The 15,586-nt window shown below is 53.0% G+C and carries 15 protein-coding genes and 1 pseudogene; 13 read left to right on the forward strand and 3 right to left on the reverse strand.

Annotated elements, in window-relative coordinates; genetic code table 11:
* Positions 1 to 428: 428 nt before the first annotated feature.
* Positions 429 to 812: a DUF2513 domain-containing protein gene (locus B5F53_RS18595; RefSeq protein WP_087226854.1), complete on the reverse strand. Its 384-nt coding sequence runs from the start codon at positions 810 to 812 to the stop codon at positions 429 to 431.
* 63 nt (positions 813 to 875) lie between these two features.
* On the opposite strand from B5F53_RS18595, the gene B5F53_RS18600 reads away from it, so the two are divergent.
* From B5F53_RS18600 to B5F53_RS18615, 4 genes are all read left to right on the forward strand, one after another.
* Positions 876 to 2,966 carry a type IA DNA topoisomerase gene (locus tag B5F53_RS18600; protein WP_087226856.1) on the forward strand — a complete coding sequence of 697 codons (2,091 nt, stop codon included), beginning with the start codon at positions 876 to 878 and terminating at the stop codon, positions 2,964 to 2,966.
* Between the two features lie 143 nt (positions 2,967 to 3,109).
* Entirely contained in the window at positions 3,110 to 7,216 is a 4,107-nt protein-coding gene (locus B5F53_RS18605) for an LPD25 domain-containing protein (protein WP_087226858.1), read from the forward strand.
* Between the two features lie 52 nt (positions 7,217 to 7,268).
* A complete protein-coding gene (locus B5F53_RS18610) occupies positions 7,269 to 8,165 on the forward strand; it encodes a hypothetical protein (protein WP_087226880.1) in 897 nt (298 codons plus the stop codon).
* A gap of 3 nt (positions 8,166 to 8,168) precedes the next feature.
* Positions 8,169 to 8,369, forward strand: a complete 201-nt coding sequence (locus B5F53_RS18615; protein ID WP_087226859.1) for a transposon-transfer assisting family protein — start codon at positions 8,169 to 8,171, stop codon at positions 8,367 to 8,369.
* 74 nt (positions 8,370 to 8,443) lie between these two features.
* Here B5F53_RS18615 and B5F53_RS20180 read toward each other — a convergent pair whose 3' ends face one another.
* Together B5F53_RS20180 and B5F53_RS18620 are read right to left on the reverse strand one after the other, a co-directional pair.
* Positions 8,444 to 8,581, reverse strand: a complete 138-nt coding sequence (locus B5F53_RS20180; protein WP_204246966.1) for a hypothetical protein — start codon at positions 8,579 to 8,581, stop codon at positions 8,444 to 8,446.
* 151 nt (positions 8,582 to 8,732) lie between these two features.
* Positions 8,733 to 8,927, reverse strand: coding sequence for a helix-turn-helix domain-containing protein (locus tag B5F53_RS18620; RefSeq protein WP_087226861.1), 195 nt, complete (start codon positions 8,925 to 8,927; stop codon positions 8,733 to 8,735).
* A gap of 330 nt (positions 8,928 to 9,257) precedes the next feature.
* Between B5F53_RS18620 and B5F53_RS18625 the strand changes: the two genes are divergently transcribed.
* The 9 genes and pseudogenes from B5F53_RS18625 to B5F53_RS18665 form a co-directional block, all read left to right on the forward strand.
* Complete coding sequence (locus B5F53_RS18625; RefSeq protein ID WP_087226863.1) at positions 9,258 to 9,446, forward strand: helix-turn-helix domain-containing protein; 189 nt, start codon at positions 9,258 to 9,260, stop codon at positions 9,444 to 9,446.
* Positions 9,439 to 10,140, forward strand: coding sequence for a response regulator transcription factor (locus tag B5F53_RS18630; protein WP_087226865.1), 702 nt, complete (start codon positions 9,439 to 9,441; stop codon positions 10,138 to 10,140). Before B5F53_RS18625 ends, B5F53_RS18630 begins: the two co-directional genes overlap by 8 nt.
* A 2-nt stretch (positions 10,141 to 10,142) precedes the next feature.
* On the forward strand, positions 10,143 to 11,066 hold the full coding sequence (locus tag B5F53_RS18635; protein ID WP_087226867.1) for a sensor histidine kinase: 924 nt from the start codon (positions 10,143 to 10,145) through the stop codon (positions 11,064 to 11,066).
* A gap of 105 nt (positions 11,067 to 11,171) precedes the next feature.
* Positions 11,172 to 11,939 (forward strand): ABC transporter permease, encoded by a 768-nt coding sequence (locus tag B5F53_RS18640; RefSeq protein WP_087226869.1) that lies wholly within the window; start codon positions 11,172 to 11,174, stop codon positions 11,937 to 11,939.
* Between the two features lie 12 nt (positions 11,940 to 11,951).
* Entirely contained in the window at positions 11,952 to 12,377 is a 426-nt protein-coding gene (locus B5F53_RS18645) for a DUF3887 domain-containing protein (protein ID WP_087226872.1), read from the forward strand.
* 17 nt (positions 12,378 to 12,394) lie between these two features.
* Entirely contained in the window at positions 12,395 to 13,318 is a 924-nt protein-coding gene (locus B5F53_RS18650; protein ID WP_087226874.1) for an ABC transporter ATP-binding protein, read from the forward strand.
* Positions 13,311 to 14,042, forward strand: a complete 732-nt coding sequence (locus B5F53_RS18655) for an ABC transporter permease (protein WP_087226876.1) — start codon at positions 13,311 to 13,313, stop codon at positions 14,040 to 14,042. The genes B5F53_RS18650 and B5F53_RS18655 overlap by 8 nt, the downstream gene beginning before the upstream one ends.
* Positions 14,043 to 14,054: 12 nt before the next feature.
* Positions 14,055 to 14,786, forward strand: coding sequence for an ABC transporter permease (locus tag B5F53_RS18660; RefSeq protein WP_087226878.1), 732 nt, complete (start codon positions 14,055 to 14,057; stop codon positions 14,784 to 14,786).
* A gap of 463 nt (positions 14,787 to 15,249) precedes the next feature.
* Positions 15,250 to 15,586 (forward strand): annotated as a pseudogene (locus B5F53_RS18665) (sigma-70 family RNA polymerase sigma factor); the annotation flags it as partial.

The raw sequence follows: 15,586 nt of genomic DNA on the forward strand, positions 1-15,586 counted from the left end.
AAAGACAATACCAAGGGAAATGACGACCTGGACGAGTACGATTTTGGCGAGGACGAGGACGACGAGGACGAACCGGCACCGGAGGATGAAAGCGGCGCCGGCGAGGTAGCCCCCAGGCCGTTAGAGGATTTTTTGATGGACGAGGACGAAGCGAGTAAGGAAAAATAAAGCATAAGATATAAGACGCGCCTATCACGAAAAATAGGCGCGTCTTATATTATTCAAATGTATTTGTGTTTGGATTGAACCAACGTGATTTGTTCACGAGCAAATTTTTCCCCTGTTCTTTACGTTCACCCTCATATATAGCCTTGCATTTTGGACATGTAAAGAAAAATCTGTAATGACGTGAATTGGTTAGTGTTTCGTATTCACCAACCATTTGTGTGCCACAGAATTTACAAGTTTGAACCAAACAATCACCACCTTTATAAGCCTTTAATAGCAGCTTGTATCATTGAAGTTGTAATAGCTGTTGCAATTTCTTTTACAGCGTCCAGAACAAAAGGTATTCCTTTATCTTTGATGGTGGATTTAGTTTTGTTCCAAACAGTATCACTTTTGATTTTATCCAAAAGTTCATGTCCATCCCAAGTAAGACGGCCTACTCCAAAAAATTGTAATTCATTGCTGCTGTAATGCCCTTTATAGTCGTATATCAATCCAGCGTCATACAAAATAGCACAATGATAGGCGATAGTTTTCATATCGTAACCATCAATTTGGATTTTGTCGCTACTCAACCAAGTATCAACGTATTTTTCCTCAATGGCAAAAAGGATTTTTCTTATTAGTTCCATATCACGTTGCACAATAACACCCCCTTTTTTAATTATACAATATTTCCACCACAAACGAAAGGAGTAAATAGATTTATGAGTATTCAGTTAGTGATTGCAGAGAAACCGAGCGTCGCCCGCAGCATTGCGGGCGTGATCGGAGCCGACAAAAAACAGGACGGCTATATGGAGGGAAACGGCTATCTGGTGAGCTGGTGTATCGGCCACCTGGTTTCCCTGGCCGACGCCGGGGCCTATGACCCCCGCTTTAAGAAATGGGCCTACAACGACCTGCCGATTTTGCCCCAGGAATGGCAGTACATCATCCCCGACGAGAAGAAAAAGCAGTTTGACACCCTGCGTTCCCTGATGGAGCGCCCCGACGTGACCGGCCTTGTGTGCGCCACCGACGCCGGGCGGGAGGGGGAACTCATTTTCCGCTTTGTCTACCAGATGGCAGGCTGCCAAAAGCCGTTCAAGCGCCTTTGGATTTCCAGCATGGAGGACACCGCTATCCGGGACGGCTTTGCCAACCTGAAACCGGGGGCCGACTACGACCACCTGTATCAATCGGCCCTGTGCCGGGCGCAGGCGGATTGGCTGGTGGGGATTAACGCCACCCGCCTTTTCTCCATCCTCTACCACAAGACCCTGACCGTGGGCCGGGTGCAGACGCCCACCTTAAAAATGCTGGTTGACCGGGAGGCGAAAATCAGCGGTTTCAAGAAAGAGAAATACCACGTTGTCCATATCGCAGCGGGCGGCATGGAGGCGGCAAGCCACCGCTTTTCCGCCCCCGGCGAGGCGGAGAACCTGAAAGCGGCTTGCGCCGGAGCGCAGGCCGTTTGTGTTTCCGTGAAGCGGGAGAAAAAGACGGAGCAGCCGCCCCGCCTCTATGACCTTACCACCTTGCAGCGGGAGGCCAACCGCCTGTTTGGTTTCACCGCCAAGCAGACCCTTGACTACGCCCAGGGGCTTTACGAAAAGAAGCTGCTGACCTATCCGAGAACGGACAGCCAGTATTTGACCGACGACATGAAGCCCACGGCGGAAAGCCTTGTGTCCGGCCTCTGGCCGCTTCTGCCCTTTGCGGCGGGCCTTGACCTCTCCCCGCAGTTTGACCGGGTGCTGGACAGCAAAAAGGTGAGCGACCACCACGCCATCATCCCCACGATGGAGTTTGTCACGAAAGGCTTTGACGGACTGACCGAGGGGGAGAAAAAACTTCTCTCTCTGGTATGCTGCAAGCTGCTGTGCGCCGTGGCCGCGCCCCATGTGTATGAGGCCGTCATCGCCACCTTTACCTGCGCCGGGAACGAATTTACCGCCAGGGGAAAGACCATCCAGACCCCCGGCTGGAAAGAAATCGACCGGCGCTTTAAGGCGTCGTTTAAGACCGACGCCGACGAGGACGCGCCGGAGCTTGCGCGGGAGCTGCCGGAGATTGCCGAGGGCCAGACCTTTGACGAGGTGGCGGCCAGCGTCACCGAGCATTTCACCACGCCCCCCAATCCCTACACCGAGGACACCCTGCTTTCCGCTATGGAGCGGGCCGGGGCCGAGGATATGCCGGAGGACGCCGAGCGCCAGGGGTTAGGCACACCGGCCACCCGCGCCTCCATCCTGGAAAAGCTGGTGCAGATGGGCTTTGTGGAGCGCAAGGGAAAACAGCTACTTCCCACCAAGGACGGCCACAACCTTGCCTGCGTCCTGCCGGATATGCTGACCTCTCCCCAGCTTACGGCACAGTGGGAAACGGAGCTGACCGCCATTGCCAAGGGCGAGGCAGACCCGGAAAACTTCATGGCGGGGATTGCGGAAATGACGCGCACCCTGATTGCCCTCTATTCGCAGATCAGCGAGGACGCCCAGCAGTTGTTTCAGGCCGAGCGCGTGGTTATCGGCAAATGCCCCCGCTGCGGGAAAGCCGTCTATGAGGGCAAGAAGAACTACTATTGCGGGAACCGGGCCTGCCAGTTTGTCATGTGGAAGAATGACCGATTTTTTGAGGAACGGGGCAAGACGTTCACCCCGAAAATCGCCGCCGCGCTGCTTAAAGACGGAAAGGCAAAGATAAAGGGCCTGCGTTCCCTGAAAACCGGCAAGACCTACGACGGGACGGTGCTTCTGGCCGATACCGGCGGGAAGTACGTCAACTACCGTGTGGAGCGGAGGGAGAAAAACTAAAAGACAGCAAGCATAGGGAGTGTAGCCACACTCCCGGCAAATCCCTGACCCGGCCACCCCTGCCGGGCCGGGGATTTTGCTTGTTGGGGAAGTCCCCAAACCCCTATAATAAGCCGCCGCAAAAGCGCAGAAAGGAGTGATTTATGTCGTACAGCTCTTACGACCTTGACAAGTTAGAACCCGCCGAAACCATGAAGATTGAACGCTGGATTTACTTTGAAAGTGAAAAATCCGATATTTCCGGGCTGGCCGCCCTGCCCCTGGCGGAGCTTCTTTCCCTGCGGGCGGAAAGCGCCGCCGCAGAACAGGAAGTGTTTGACCGGCTAAAGGAGCTGGCCGCCGCCTGGGAGGAACAGGCCGGAAAGACCCTCTCCCTGGATAAAGCCCTAGAATACGCCCGGACACCTCCCGTCCAGCACACTTCAAATCAGTGGGAGCCGCAGGGCGATTTTCTCCGTGTCCGAAGCAACGCTGTCTATAAAATGACCTATTCCATTACCGAGAACACCCGGTATGACAGCAAAGCGGAGAAATCCATCCCCTATTCCTGGACGCTGAACTGGCGTCTTTTTACCAATGCGCCGGGGAATTACGGACAGGCCAAAATCGCCGGGCAAAAGAAAGTCTTTGACAGCCGGGAAGCACTGGACAAATACCTGAATGGCCGTATCAAGGCCCACCAGCATTTGTTCACGGAGATCTCCCCGCCCATCCCCAAAGAGTACGCCGACTATTTCAAGGTGAACGGCCTCCTGCTTCCCGGCTACACCGTCGAGGGGGAGCCGCCCCAGCAGTCCGCGCAGCTTCCCCCGCAGGAGGCAGAACAAAAACAGGAGGGGCCGGAGCCGGAACCGGCTTCCGCCGCCGCCCATCCAGAAAGGAGTGACCGAATGAGCGAAGTATTTTCTATCATGCTTGACAACCGCGCCGAGGCGCAAAACGGCGGGCCGCATGGCTGCTGGCTGGACTTGCCGACCACCGCCGAGAAGTTGCAGGAGGCCATGCGGGAAATCCATATCACCGCCGACAACCCGCAGGATTTTTTCATCAACGGGTATTCCTGCCCGGAGGACAGACACCTTGCCCTGCCCTACGATATGGTGCTGGCCGCTGATGTGGACGAATTGAATTTCCTTGCCGCAAGGCTGGAAACCCTGGACGCCGCCGCCCTTGCGGAGCTGAACGCCGCCCTGCAAAATCCACGGGGCGGTTTTGAGAACATCGGCCAGATCATCGACTACGCCGACAACGTGGACTACTTTGTGCATATCCCCGACGTACAGACCACGGCGCAGTTAGGGAGCTACTACCTGAACCGTTCCGGCATGGTGGATATGCCGGAGGAATGGAAAGCCGGGATTGACACGGCCCGGTTCGGGGAGCATATCGCCAAACAGGAGCAGGGAGCCTTTACCCCTTACGGCTATCTGGTGAAAAGCGGGGATGAATGGCAGCGTGTCCATGAGGGCCAGCCGGTGCCGGAGGAATACCGGGTGATGGCCTACCCCGCGCCGGAAATTCTTCGGGAGGAAAGCAAGGCCCAGGAGAGGACGGAGCAGACGCCCACCGCCGAGGCAAAGGCCCCACAGCCTGTCACCCCCATTATCCTGAACAGCAAAAACAGCGCCGACCGCATGAAAGAGATCACCGACCGTCTGGAAACCGGCATACAGGAGCTTTTCGAGAGCGACCGCTTTCGGGCCTACCTTGACACAATGGCGCGGTTCCACAATTACAGCTTTAACAACACCATCCTGATTGCCATGCAGGGCGGCCAGCTTGTGGCGGGCTATAACAAGTGGCGGGATGAATTTCACCGCAACGTCAAGAAAGGCGAGAAAGGCATTAAGATATTTGCCCCGGCCCCCTACAAGGTGAAAAAGGACGTGCCGAAGCTGGACGCCCAGGGCCAGCCGGTCAAGGACAAGGACGGGAACACCGTCACCGAGCAGAAAGAAGTCCAGGTTCCGGCCTTTAAGATCGTTTCCGTCTTTGACGTGAGCCAGACCGAGGGGGAGCCGCTTCCCTCATTAGGCGTGGAGGAATTGACCGGCAGCGTGGAGCAATACCAGGATTTCTTCAAGGCGCTGGAACAGACTTCCCCCGTTTCCATCGGCTTTGAGGACATTCCAGGCAGTTCCCACGGCTACTACCACCTGACGGAAAAGCGGATTGCCATTCAGGAGGGTATGAGCGAGTTACAGACCCTAAAGACGGCCATCCATGAGATCGCCCATTCCAAGCTGCACGCCATCGACCCGGAGGCCCCGGCCACCGACCGGCCCGACAGCCGCACCCGCGAGGTACAGGCCGAGAGCGTGGCCTATACCGTCTGCCAGCACTACGGCCTGGACACGTCGGACTATTCCTTTGGCTATGTGGCCGGGTGGAGTTCCGGCAGGGATTTGAAAGAGCTGAAAGCCTCCCTGGAAACCATACGGGCCACCGCCCATGAGCTGATAACCACCATTGACGGCCATCTTGCCGAGCTTCAGCAACAGCGGCAGGCAAACCAGGAACAGACCGTGGAGGCCCCGGCAGCCCAGGCCGCCGAACAGCCGAACCAGGACAGTGTATTTTCCAAGCTGCCCCCGGAACAGCAGGCGGCCATGACCGAGGAAGTGCGGGCCACGCTGCAAGCACTCATTGACGCGGATTTGAACGCCACCGGCCAGGTGTCCCAGGGGACGAAAGACGCCATCCAGACCCAGGGCTTTACACTTTCTGACGACGGGAAGCTGCAAGAGGCCGGGGCCAGGCAGCCAGACCTTGACCCCGCAGGGGAGCCGGTTGTGACAATCCTTTTCACGGAAAGCCCCCATTTGGAGAACGGCCAGAAACTACCGCTGCATGAGGCGGACGCCCTGTTTGCCAAGCTGGACGCGGAACACCGTGGGAACGGGTACTATGATAAGACCGACTTCCGCATTGATTATATTTTCCAGGGCGAGGCCCACAGCTATTCCGGGCGGCAGGACTTTGGCGACCGGGAGGGTTCCTTGCTTACCCACATCCGCAGCTATCAGGAATTTTACCTGCATGATGAAAATTGGAAAAACCATGTGCTGAAATACCAGGGGCAAGAGGCATGGGAGGCAGACCACGCCAGCCGGGAAGCCTTTTTGACCGGGGAAATCCCCTATATGGAGCAGCATTGCAATCTCTCCCGCATGGAGCAGGAGGCCCAGCGCCTTTTACAGTCCGGGGAACCCCTGCCGCCAGAGCAGACGGCCTATTTAACCGCCCTTGTGGACTATGTAAAGGAGTGCCGCCCGCTTCTCAATCAGGGAGAACCCTTGCCGGAGCCTCCAATCCTTTCCGACTTCGACCAGAGCTTGCAGGACTATAAAGAACAGGTACGGGCCGAGGTTGCACAAGAGGCCGAGGCCGCCGGTTTGACCGTGGAGGAGTATCTTGCCTCTGGTTCCCAGGCCCCGGAGCAGCCCAACTTCTCCATTTACCAGGTGCCGCCCGGCCCGGAGGGACGGGACTACCGCTACCGTTCCTATGAGGAATTGCGGGCGGACGGCCTGACCGTAGACAGGGCAAATTACCAGCTTGTTTATACTGCGCCTCTGGATAAGGGAACCACCCTGGACGATATTTTCCGCCGGTTCAACATGGAAATCCCGTCCGACTTCAAGGGCCATTCCCTTTCCATGAGTGATATTATCGTGTTCCGGCAGGAGGGCCAGCAGACGGCCTACTATGTGGACGAGGGGGCCGAGTATCGGAAAGTGCCGGAATTTACACAGCCTATCCCCGTCCCGGACAACCGCCTGACCGGGGAAATGGTACAGACCCCACGGGGGAGCTTCCATCTAACGGATATGACGCGGGAACAGATGGAGGCCGCGGGCTATGGCCTCCACCATCAATCCGAGGATGGGAAGTATCTCATTATGGGGAATGGCACACAAGCCTTTGCTATCCCCGCCCAGCAGGAAAGCCCCATCAAGGCCGCAGAAATGACGACCGAGCAGAACTACAACATGATTGACGGTGTTCTGAACAACGCCCCCACAATGGGGGAGCTGGAAGCCAGGGTAAAGGCCGGGGAACAGGTTTCCCTTTTGGACGTGGCCCAGGCAGCCAAGGCGGAGGCCCAAAAGCCGAAACAGACGCGCAGAAGCGCCAAGACCGCCCAGCGGCAGAAAAAACCGTCCATCCGGGCGCAGCTTGCAGCCGCCAAGGAGGAACAGGGCAAGAAGCCACCGGCGCGGGAGAAGTCAAAGGAATTGGAGGTGTGAGGACGTGAACAAGTTTGAAAATGTGGACGTGCTGGCCGCCCTGGAACAGATCATGCGCCAGAACACCGCCTTTTACCAGAATGATTTTGAGATTGACAAAAAGATTATCCGGGAGGCCGCCGCCAGCGATAGGGCCGAGGACAAAGCCCTGCTGTGGATGTCCCGCCCCTCCGGGACGTACTGTTTCCGGGAGCGTGACGTATTCTTACAGGACACCCGGCAATACAACACATGGAAATTTTACGGGGAGCAGACCCGTGACCGTATTCTGGCCTATGCCGTGGAGCTGACCGGCACCCAGGGCGGCACAATACGGGGCAATCTCTATGAGCTGGACTACCCCCAGCACTTCCGGCACGTCATAGCCGAGGCGGAAAAGGCGGACAATCTCATTTTGCACTATCAGGACGGCGACCGGGAGCAGCCCGCCGCACAGCATTTTGACGGTAGCCCTGACCCCAGGCTGGGGGTGTTCCTGCGGTATGAGGCAAAGCCCAACGAGCCGGATAACCTGCGGGAGCTTTTACGCCAGGAGCAGGCAGGCCGCCAGAAGTTGCAGCCGGGCGACCTGAAAGCCCACGTTGCCGCCCTGCGGGATAGTCTGATTATGGCCGAGGCCCGGCGCATTGTGGCCGGGATGAAAGACCTGTCCGAGCCAAACAGCCCCAACAAAACGCATTTCATGGTGGAGCTGTCCCCGTACTTTGTGCAGATCGCGTCCAGCAAGGACACTGACCGGCTGTTTTCCATGCTGCCCTATCAATCCCTATGCTTTACCGGCATGAAAGACCGGCGCGGCGTCTATGCCGTGATCGGCAAGGACGAGAACCGGGACAAGAAGGTGCGGCGGCCCCGCGCCTCCATCCGAAAGCAGCTATCCAAAACCAAACAGGCCCAGGCCCCGAAAAAGGCCCCGGCCAGAAGCAAGTCAAACGAATTGGAGGTATGAGAAATGTATTTTACCGTGGAGGAAGAAAACCTGATCTGTCTGTACCACAAAAGCGACCGGCGCAGGACGGCGGCGGCTGTCCGGGCGGCTATGCCGGATATGGACGAGGAAATGCGGGCGCTGGCCCGCCAGACCGCCGACAAGCTGGACGCCATGAGCGACGCTGACTTTGAGGCGCAGCGGTTCCAGTTTACGGACGAGTAATCAAGCAAAAAGCGAAGCGCCGGGCGCGGGGGCTGTTTGGCCTCTGCGTCCGGCGCTTTTTTAATTGGGATATACTATTTATCGTTATCCTTTTCATTCTTTTTATTTTTTCTGTCCTGCCGATACTTTTTGCTCCAAAAAGTACCCGCCAGTGAACAGCCTCCACCTAAAAGAAGCACGACAATCAAAACTAAAATCCAAAAATCATTCATTGCAAAGTCCTCCTGTTAAAATCTAGCTTTGTTTTATTTTATCATTTTGCATGATGCTTGTCTATATGTAAGTGTTCTGTTGTGTATGTCTGCTACACAAAATAGTTCATGCAACAAAAACATTGCACTAAGTTCTTATCCCGGACGTTTTTCATGCCTGTTCCATCGGAAAGTCCGGCAGTTTTTCCAGCAGCTTCATAATAAGGTGCTGTTTCATATCTTCATCAACGGCCAGCTCGTCAATGAAAGGGGCGTAGTGCTTTATCACCTTTTCCGTGGCCCACTTCTCACCGGCGACGGCGGCCTTGATCGTGGCGTAGTCCAATAGCGTTTCCTGGCTGTCCATCCCGTCCACTCCTGTCCTTGATTATCGTCCTGTCCAGCATACCACAGAAGCGCCAGGAATACCAGGGGCGGAAAGATTTTCCTACGCATTTAGAACCCCGTTCTGGCGGGGATTTGATAATCTGTCCTGCCTCCCCGCCGACCATGCGGAAAAAGCCTTGAAATGGCGGGGATTTTACCGGTCTAAATGCGTAGAGTGCAGGTATCTTCGTAGCGGTTCTATCTCACTTCTTGTAATAGATATGCTTTGTGTCTACATCTTATAATTCACATTTTCTTCCTTGCTTTGTTCGAGCAGAAGAACTATAATCTACTTTGTGGAGGTGCGGCTATGGATTACATGACTTTAAAAGAAGCAAGTGAGAGATGGGGTGTGACCCCTCGACGGATAAACTATTATTGTGCCGCAGGCCGTATTCCCGGTGCCGTGAAGATGGGTACAGTCTGGCTAATTCCAAAGAAAGCTCAAAAACCGATTGATGGCAGAACAAAACAAGGGAGGGCTTTAAAACATGAATAGTGTTTTGATTATAGACGACGACAAGGAACTTTGTGCCTTGATGAAAAAATGTGTGGAGCAGGAAAATTTGTCCGCGGTGGTGGCGTATGGTGGTTTAGAGGGCCTGCGGCTGCTGGAAGAAAATAAAGACGACTGTTCTCTGATTATTCTGGATGTAATGATGCCGGATATGGACGGCTTTCAAGTATTGCGGAAAATCCGAGGGAAAAATAATGTGCCGGTACTGATGTTGACTGCCAAAAGCGACGAGGAAGATAAGGTTTCCGGCCTGCGGCTGGGAGCCGACGATTACCTGACAAAGCCTTTCAGCATTAACGAGCTGATGGCCCGCGTCAATTCTCTAATCCGGCGCTATACCACATTAAATCCCGTGACCGGGAGCAAGGCTGCCACAATGCTGTTGAAAGATATGGTGATCGATAAAGTTAATCGGACGGTGACTGTCCAAAATCTCCCGGTAGAACTGACAGGCAAGGAATTTGATCTGCTTCTGTTCCTGGCGTCTAATAAAGGCCGGGTGTTTACCAAAAAACAGATTTACACGCAGGTATGGGCGGAGGAATATGCGTTTGACGACAGCAATATCATGTCCTTTATCAGTAAATTAAGGAAGAAAATCGAGCCAAATCCAGAGCAGCCGTTTTACATTCAGACTGTCCGGGGCGTGGGGTATCGCTTTAACAAGGAGGCGTGAGTATGGAAATCAACCTTTACCTGCTGCTGGCCTTAATCGCCGCCCTGCTGGTGATTGGCTACCTTTCGGCAAAACTTTACCGCGTCCGGGGCCAGCTTTCCCTTATCAAAGATGCCCTGGCGGATATAAAGAGCGGAAACCTGAACCGCCGTGTATTGGCGCGGGAAAGCGATTTGACAAAACAAATCTGTTATGACATCAATGAGATTGCTATGGACAGCCAATCCAGGCTTATCCAGCAAAAGCAATCCGAGCAGGCATATAAGCGGCTTATGACAAGTCTTTCCCATGATGTGAAAACCCCGCTTGCCTCTCTGGTGGGCTATTTAGAGGCCGTGGAAAGCAAAATGGTAACAGGGGCCGAGCAGGAAGAATATATTCGAGTGGCAACGGAAAAAGCCCATCACCTGAAAAACTTTGTGACGGCTTTGTTTGAATGGGTGAAGCTGGACGCCGGGGAGCAGATTTTCCATTTTGAGCTTTGCGATTTGAACGAGCTTTCCCGCAATATTATGGCTGATTGGGTGTCGTTATTGGAAAGCCATGACTTATCTTATGAGATAGCAATACCAGAAACGGAATACATGACGAGGCTTGACCCCACCGCCTATACCCGTATTCTCAATAATCTATTGCAAAATATCCTGGCGCACAGTAACGCAAGGCAGATGTCCCTGACCGTAATTGAAACGGAGCAGCAGGCAAAAATCACGGTGGCCGATGATGGGAAAGGAATTTCCGCCACTGACCTGCCCCACATCTTTGAGCGGATGTACCAATGCGACCACTCCAGATCTGCCAGAGGGAACGGACTGGGCCTCTCCATTGCAAAGGAATTGGTGAGTGTCCATAAAGGAACCATCACGGCAGCCAGCGTTCCCGGTGCCGGTACAACCTTTACCATTATAATTCCCAAAGCCCTGTGACCGCGCAGGGCTTTTTTGCTTTCAAAGCAAGGTTAAAACAAGATTTCGGCAAGGTTACGGCAAGGTTTGAGCCTTATAATGGGAACCATGAAAGGAGGAAACCGTATGACGATCATTGCAACTGAAATCCAGAAATGGAAGCGGAATAAGATTGTCTGGTGTATTTTGGCCCTGACGCTATTGTTTGGGATATTTGCGATTGAGAGGGCTTGCAGCATATCAAGGAGTAGTCCATACATGGATAGCTTTGGCGACCTCTACACGCTGGCGTTTAAGAACCTGTCCAGTTTGTTCCTGCCGATTGTGATAGGAATGTTCGCCACAACCTTGTTTTTTGACGAACACAAGAACGACACACTGAAAGGGCTGCTTATCATCCCCGTCACAAAAGCGCAGCTATACTTTTCAAAAGTTGCTGTGGTGATCCTGATGTCCGTGGGACTGTGCCTGATTACCTTTCTTTTGTGTGTTGTCGGTGGGCTGATTGCCGGGGGCTTTCCCGATTTGAACGCAGAAACACTTATGGACGCTGCCCTTTTGTATCTGGCGGGCGGGCTTTTAATCCCCATAGCCATGCTTCCGATTGTGTTTCTTGCCACGCTGTCGAAAGGATATATCCTGCCTATCGGCATGGCGTTACTTTATCTGGTTCCAGTAGTCATTGCCCCGGCCTACCTTACGGGAATACACCCGCTTGCAAGCGTGATGGGAATTTACCCCCACATTTCCGAAGCAGCCGCAGCAATGGTAGAAAGCCTTATGCAAGGCATTTTGCCAGATATTTCACCGCTTGTTTGTATCGGTTCGCTGTTCCTGATTGGTGCTGCATTTGCCACCGCATCCGTAGTAACCCTAAAAAAACAATCTTACTGAAAGGAAAGACCTATGAAACGATTGATTTGTTTATTTCTCGGTATTCTGTTTGTGTGTTCTCTTTGCGCCTGCCAGCAGGCCGCCCCATCTTCCAGCGAGGCCCCCGACCAGCAGGCCATTACAGAAGAAGCAACGGAATACTTTAACCAAATGCTGGATGGCGATTTTGAAACTTTCTTCAATGCGCTGCCGCAGGGCGTACAGGACAATACTTCTGTGGAGGCGATACAGAAAACATGGGAGGAAGAAGCCGACAAGTTGGGCGGGCTGCCGGAGGACGTAGCTCCAAATGTGTCCTGCTATGTGCCGGAACACTCCGATCAAATCCGTGTTGAATTTGTCATTCCCTGTGAAAAGGGCGATTTCAAAGTATTCATCAACTATTCGCCGGATGGCAGTCTTTACAACTATGTCATTTGGAAAAATGAAGCAGAATAAGAAAGCGAGGTATTTTTATGAGTGACTTTGTGATTGGAACGAAAAAGCTGACGAAGATTTACGGTGAGCAAACCGCCGTCAACTCTGTGGATATTCATGTAAAGCCAGGCCGGATTTACGGACTTTTGGGACGAAACGGAGCCGGAAAAACCACAATTATGAAAATGATTTTGGGCCTTACGCCGATCACTTCCGGGGAAGTGGATGTGTTCGGACAGAATATCAAAGGCCATGAGAAACGCATATATCCCCGCATTGGAGCCATCATCGAAACCCCTGGCTTTTACCCCAACCTGACGGGTACGGAGAACCTTGAAATTTTTGCGAAACTGCGTGGGACACCCCGCCCCAATGCAGTTAAAAATGCGCTGGAAGTCGTGGGACTTCCTTATCGGGACAAAAAACTGTTCAGTAAATATTCCCTCGGCATGAAGCAGCGCCTCGGTATTGCCAATGCTATCCTGCACGACCCGGAGCTTCTGATTTTGGACGAGCCGACCAACGGGCTTGACCCTATCGGTATTGCCGAAGTGCGAAACTTTATCAAGGAGTTGAGCGTGGAACGCGGAAAAACCATTTTGATTTCCAGCCACATTCTTTCTGAAATCGCACTCCTGGCAGACGACATTGGTATCATCGACCATGGCGTGCTGCTGGAAGAAAGCAGCATGGAGGATTTGGAAAAGAAAAATCGGAAATACGTCCAGCTTCAGGTATCGGATGTTCCCAAAGCCTCTTTGATTTTAGAGCGGCAGTTCCATGTGACTGATTATGCGGTGCAGGACGAACATAATCTGCGGCTTTATGATACCACACTGGATATGGCAGCAATCAACAAGGCCCTTGTGGTGCAGGACGTAGCTGTTATCAGCTCCCAAATCTGCAATGATACCCTTGAGGACTATTTCAAGCAGATCACGGGAGGAGAGGGCATTGCTTAAACTGATACAGGTTGAATTTTTAAAGCTGCGCCGGAGAAAATTTATCTGGCTCATGCTGCTGGCGGCCCTTTTTATGCCGCTGGCCGCTGTGTTCTACTTTGCGAGTGTTCAGGGAACCGGCGTAGAACCCATTGAGTTTTACAAGTGGACGGCGTTCAGCTATACCCCGTGGATTATCCTGCCGGTAGTATTGGGGATGTTGAGTACCATGCTGATGTATAACGAAAATCAGTATGATATGCTTAAGCAGCTTTGGATTGTGCCGGTCAATAAAATGGCATACTTTTTTGGCAAATTTGCGGTGGTGCTGGTGTACTCGGTCTGCTTTATGCTGATTACCGCAGCCGCGTCCATCCTTACCGGCGTACTACCCGGATACATTGCCTTTGACAGCGGGAGCGTCCTTTATCTTCTGCGGAAGTGTGTGGAAATCTCCCTGCTGACCGCCTTTGCGGTGTTGCCGGTGCTGGCGGTTGCCGCAGCGCAAAAGGGCTACATTCTTCCTGTTTGCCTGACGCTGGTTTATACATTCCTCGGTTTTATTCTCCTAATGGTGAATATGTACCTGCATCCGCTGTCCAGCATGACCGCCATTGTTATGCGAGATATTCCTGGTGTTGTGATTACCCAGCCACTCAATATTCCAGGGGCGTTCCTCTGTATAGGCGTATGGAGCGTTGCCTCTGTCCTGTTGGCTGGGGCAGCTTTAAAAAAGAGAAAGTGAGGTGCATTTGAAATGGAGCTTTTACTTTGGGCGGAGCGCCGGAAACTCCGCCGCTCAAAAATATTGTGGATTGCCGGATTTGCAACGGTCATGGTGGCATTGATTGTTTTCGCACAAGGACAGTTTATATTCAACGGAAGTCGCTATATTGACGGAGCCGGATGGTTTATGTCGGCGGCACAATCCCTTGCAACTTTTTATGTGCTGCCAGCGGTGATTGCCTTGTTAGGGAGCTATATGATCTGCCGGGAGGAACAAGAGGACACCCTAAAATCCCTGCGCCTCATTCCTGTAGACGAAGTGAAACTGACACTTAGTAAAATGGTGCTTGCCCTTGCGTTCAGCGGCCTAATCTATCTCCTGCTTTTTGCCATTACTTTTCTCGTTGAGGCTGCTTTGCATTTTGAAGCTCTGTCCATTGGGCTTATTTTAGGAAACCTGAAAACCTATCTTCTGGATGGGATTGGGATATTCCTTGCGATTTCCCCAATTATTGCTTTGGTGGCCCGGATGAAAAAAGGATATTGGCTGGCACTGGTCTTTGCAGAAATTTACTCTTTTGCCGGACTGTTTGCAAGTATGACGGAACCTCTCAAAACGGTTTATCCCATAACAGCCGTTTTCAAACTATCTGGCTATTACGAGGCAAGTATAGTTCAGACGCTAATCGGTATCGTAGTTCTTTTGGTTTGTGCAGCTTTGGCATTATTTATCCTGAAAGGGCTGAACAGAAAAGCCAAATAGTCCCAATATTTTTCCATTCTGCCGGACGACGGTAAAAGAAAAAAAGCCGTCGTTCAGCAGCCCATATCCATGCCCTGATTAGATCACGGCGGCTTTGACACAATCAAGGCCGCCGTTCTTTTTGCCCTCAAACTGACGACGCCCTTACGCTGGCGAGATCGGCGGCTTTAGGAGGGAGCCGCCATGAAGCAGGGAGCGTTTCGACAAAATAAGACAAACACCACACCGTCAAAAAAAGCCTGTCCCCGGCAACGGGGACAAGCGGCCATGAGTATGTACTATACCATGTAAATCAACTTCATAACACTTCCATTCCCGCCCGGTTGGTCTGTGACCTGCCGGGCGAATTTTGTTGTTTCCTGCGGTCTTTCGGTGCGGGCCGGAGGTTCCGCAGAAGCACAGACACAAGGGGCGGTATCACCGGCCCGATTATCTCACCCTCCCGCAGATCGGGGGTGAGATAATGAGAGAATACCCCTTTGAGTTTATCGAACGCCACAGGTATGACGCTTTCTGCAAAACCGTTCTCCGCAATGAGGCGATAAGCTATCTGAAAAGTTTAGGACGCCGGAGAGAAAAGGAAACCGAGTTCAGCGCCTTGCCGCAGGCCGAAATGGACAAGCTGTGTACCCTGGACGTACATCCCAGCGACAGCTTCCTTTTTTCGGCTTTCGGCTATGACCTGCCTATCCAGGACGAGTTTATAGCCGGAGCCTTTGCCAGCCTCCCGGAGCAGGAGCAGCAGATTTTAATTCTGCATTGTGTCCCGGCGCTGGCAGACGGCGAGATCGGCAGCCTTG

Source organism: Blautia sp. An249, from assembly GCF_002159835.1.
GTDB lineage: Bacteria > Bacillota > Clostridia > Lachnospirales > Lachnospiraceae > Blautia_A > Blautia_A avistercoris.

What these genes read in the sequence shown, in the direction of transcription:
- B5F53_RS18600 (WP_087226856.1), top strand. Translation starts at nt 876, where the DNA reads ATGAGTATTCAGTTAGTGATTGCAGAGAAACCGAGCGTCGCCCGCAGC.
- B5F53_RS18605 (WP_087226858.1), top strand. Translation starts at nt 3,110, where the DNA reads ATGTCGTACAGCTCTTACGACCTTGACAAGTTAGAACCCGCCGAAACC.
- B5F53_RS18610 (WP_087226880.1), top strand. Translation starts at nt 7,269, where the DNA reads ATGCGCCAGAACACCGCCTTTTACCAGAATGATTTTGAGATTGACAAA.
- B5F53_RS18615 (WP_087226859.1), top strand. Translation starts at nt 8,169, where the DNA reads ATGTATTTTACCGTGGAGGAAGAAAACCTGATCTGTCTGTACCACAAA.
- B5F53_RS20180 (WP_204246966.1), bottom strand. Translation starts at nt 8,581, where the DNA reads ATGAATGATTTTTGGATTTTAGTTTTGATTGTCGTGCTTCTTTTAGGT.
- B5F53_RS18620 (WP_087226861.1), bottom strand. Translation starts at nt 8,927, where the DNA reads ATGGACAGCCAGGAAACGCTATTGGACTACGCCACGATCAAGGCCGCC.
- B5F53_RS18625 (WP_087226863.1), top strand. Translation starts at nt 9,258, where the DNA reads ATGGATTACATGACTTTAAAAGAAGCAAGTGAGAGATGGGGTGTGACC.
- B5F53_RS18630 (WP_087226865.1), top strand. Translation starts at nt 9,439, where the DNA reads ATGAATAGTGTTTTGATTATAGACGACGACAAGGAACTTTGTGCCTTG.
- B5F53_RS18635 (WP_087226867.1), top strand. Translation starts at nt 10,143, where the DNA reads ATGGAAATCAACCTTTACCTGCTGCTGGCCTTAATCGCCGCCCTGCTG.
- B5F53_RS18640 (WP_087226869.1), top strand. Translation starts at nt 11,172, where the DNA reads ATGACGATCATTGCAACTGAAATCCAGAAATGGAAGCGGAATAAGATT.
- B5F53_RS18645 (WP_087226872.1), top strand. Translation starts at nt 11,952, where the DNA reads ATGAAACGATTGATTTGTTTATTTCTCGGTATTCTGTTTGTGTGTTCT.
- B5F53_RS18650 (WP_087226874.1), top strand. Translation starts at nt 12,395, where the DNA reads ATGAGTGACTTTGTGATTGGAACGAAAAAGCTGACGAAGATTTACGGT.
- B5F53_RS18660 (WP_087226878.1), top strand. Translation starts at nt 14,055, where the DNA reads ATGGAGCTTTTACTTTGGGCGGAGCGCCGGAAACTCCGCCGCTCAAAA.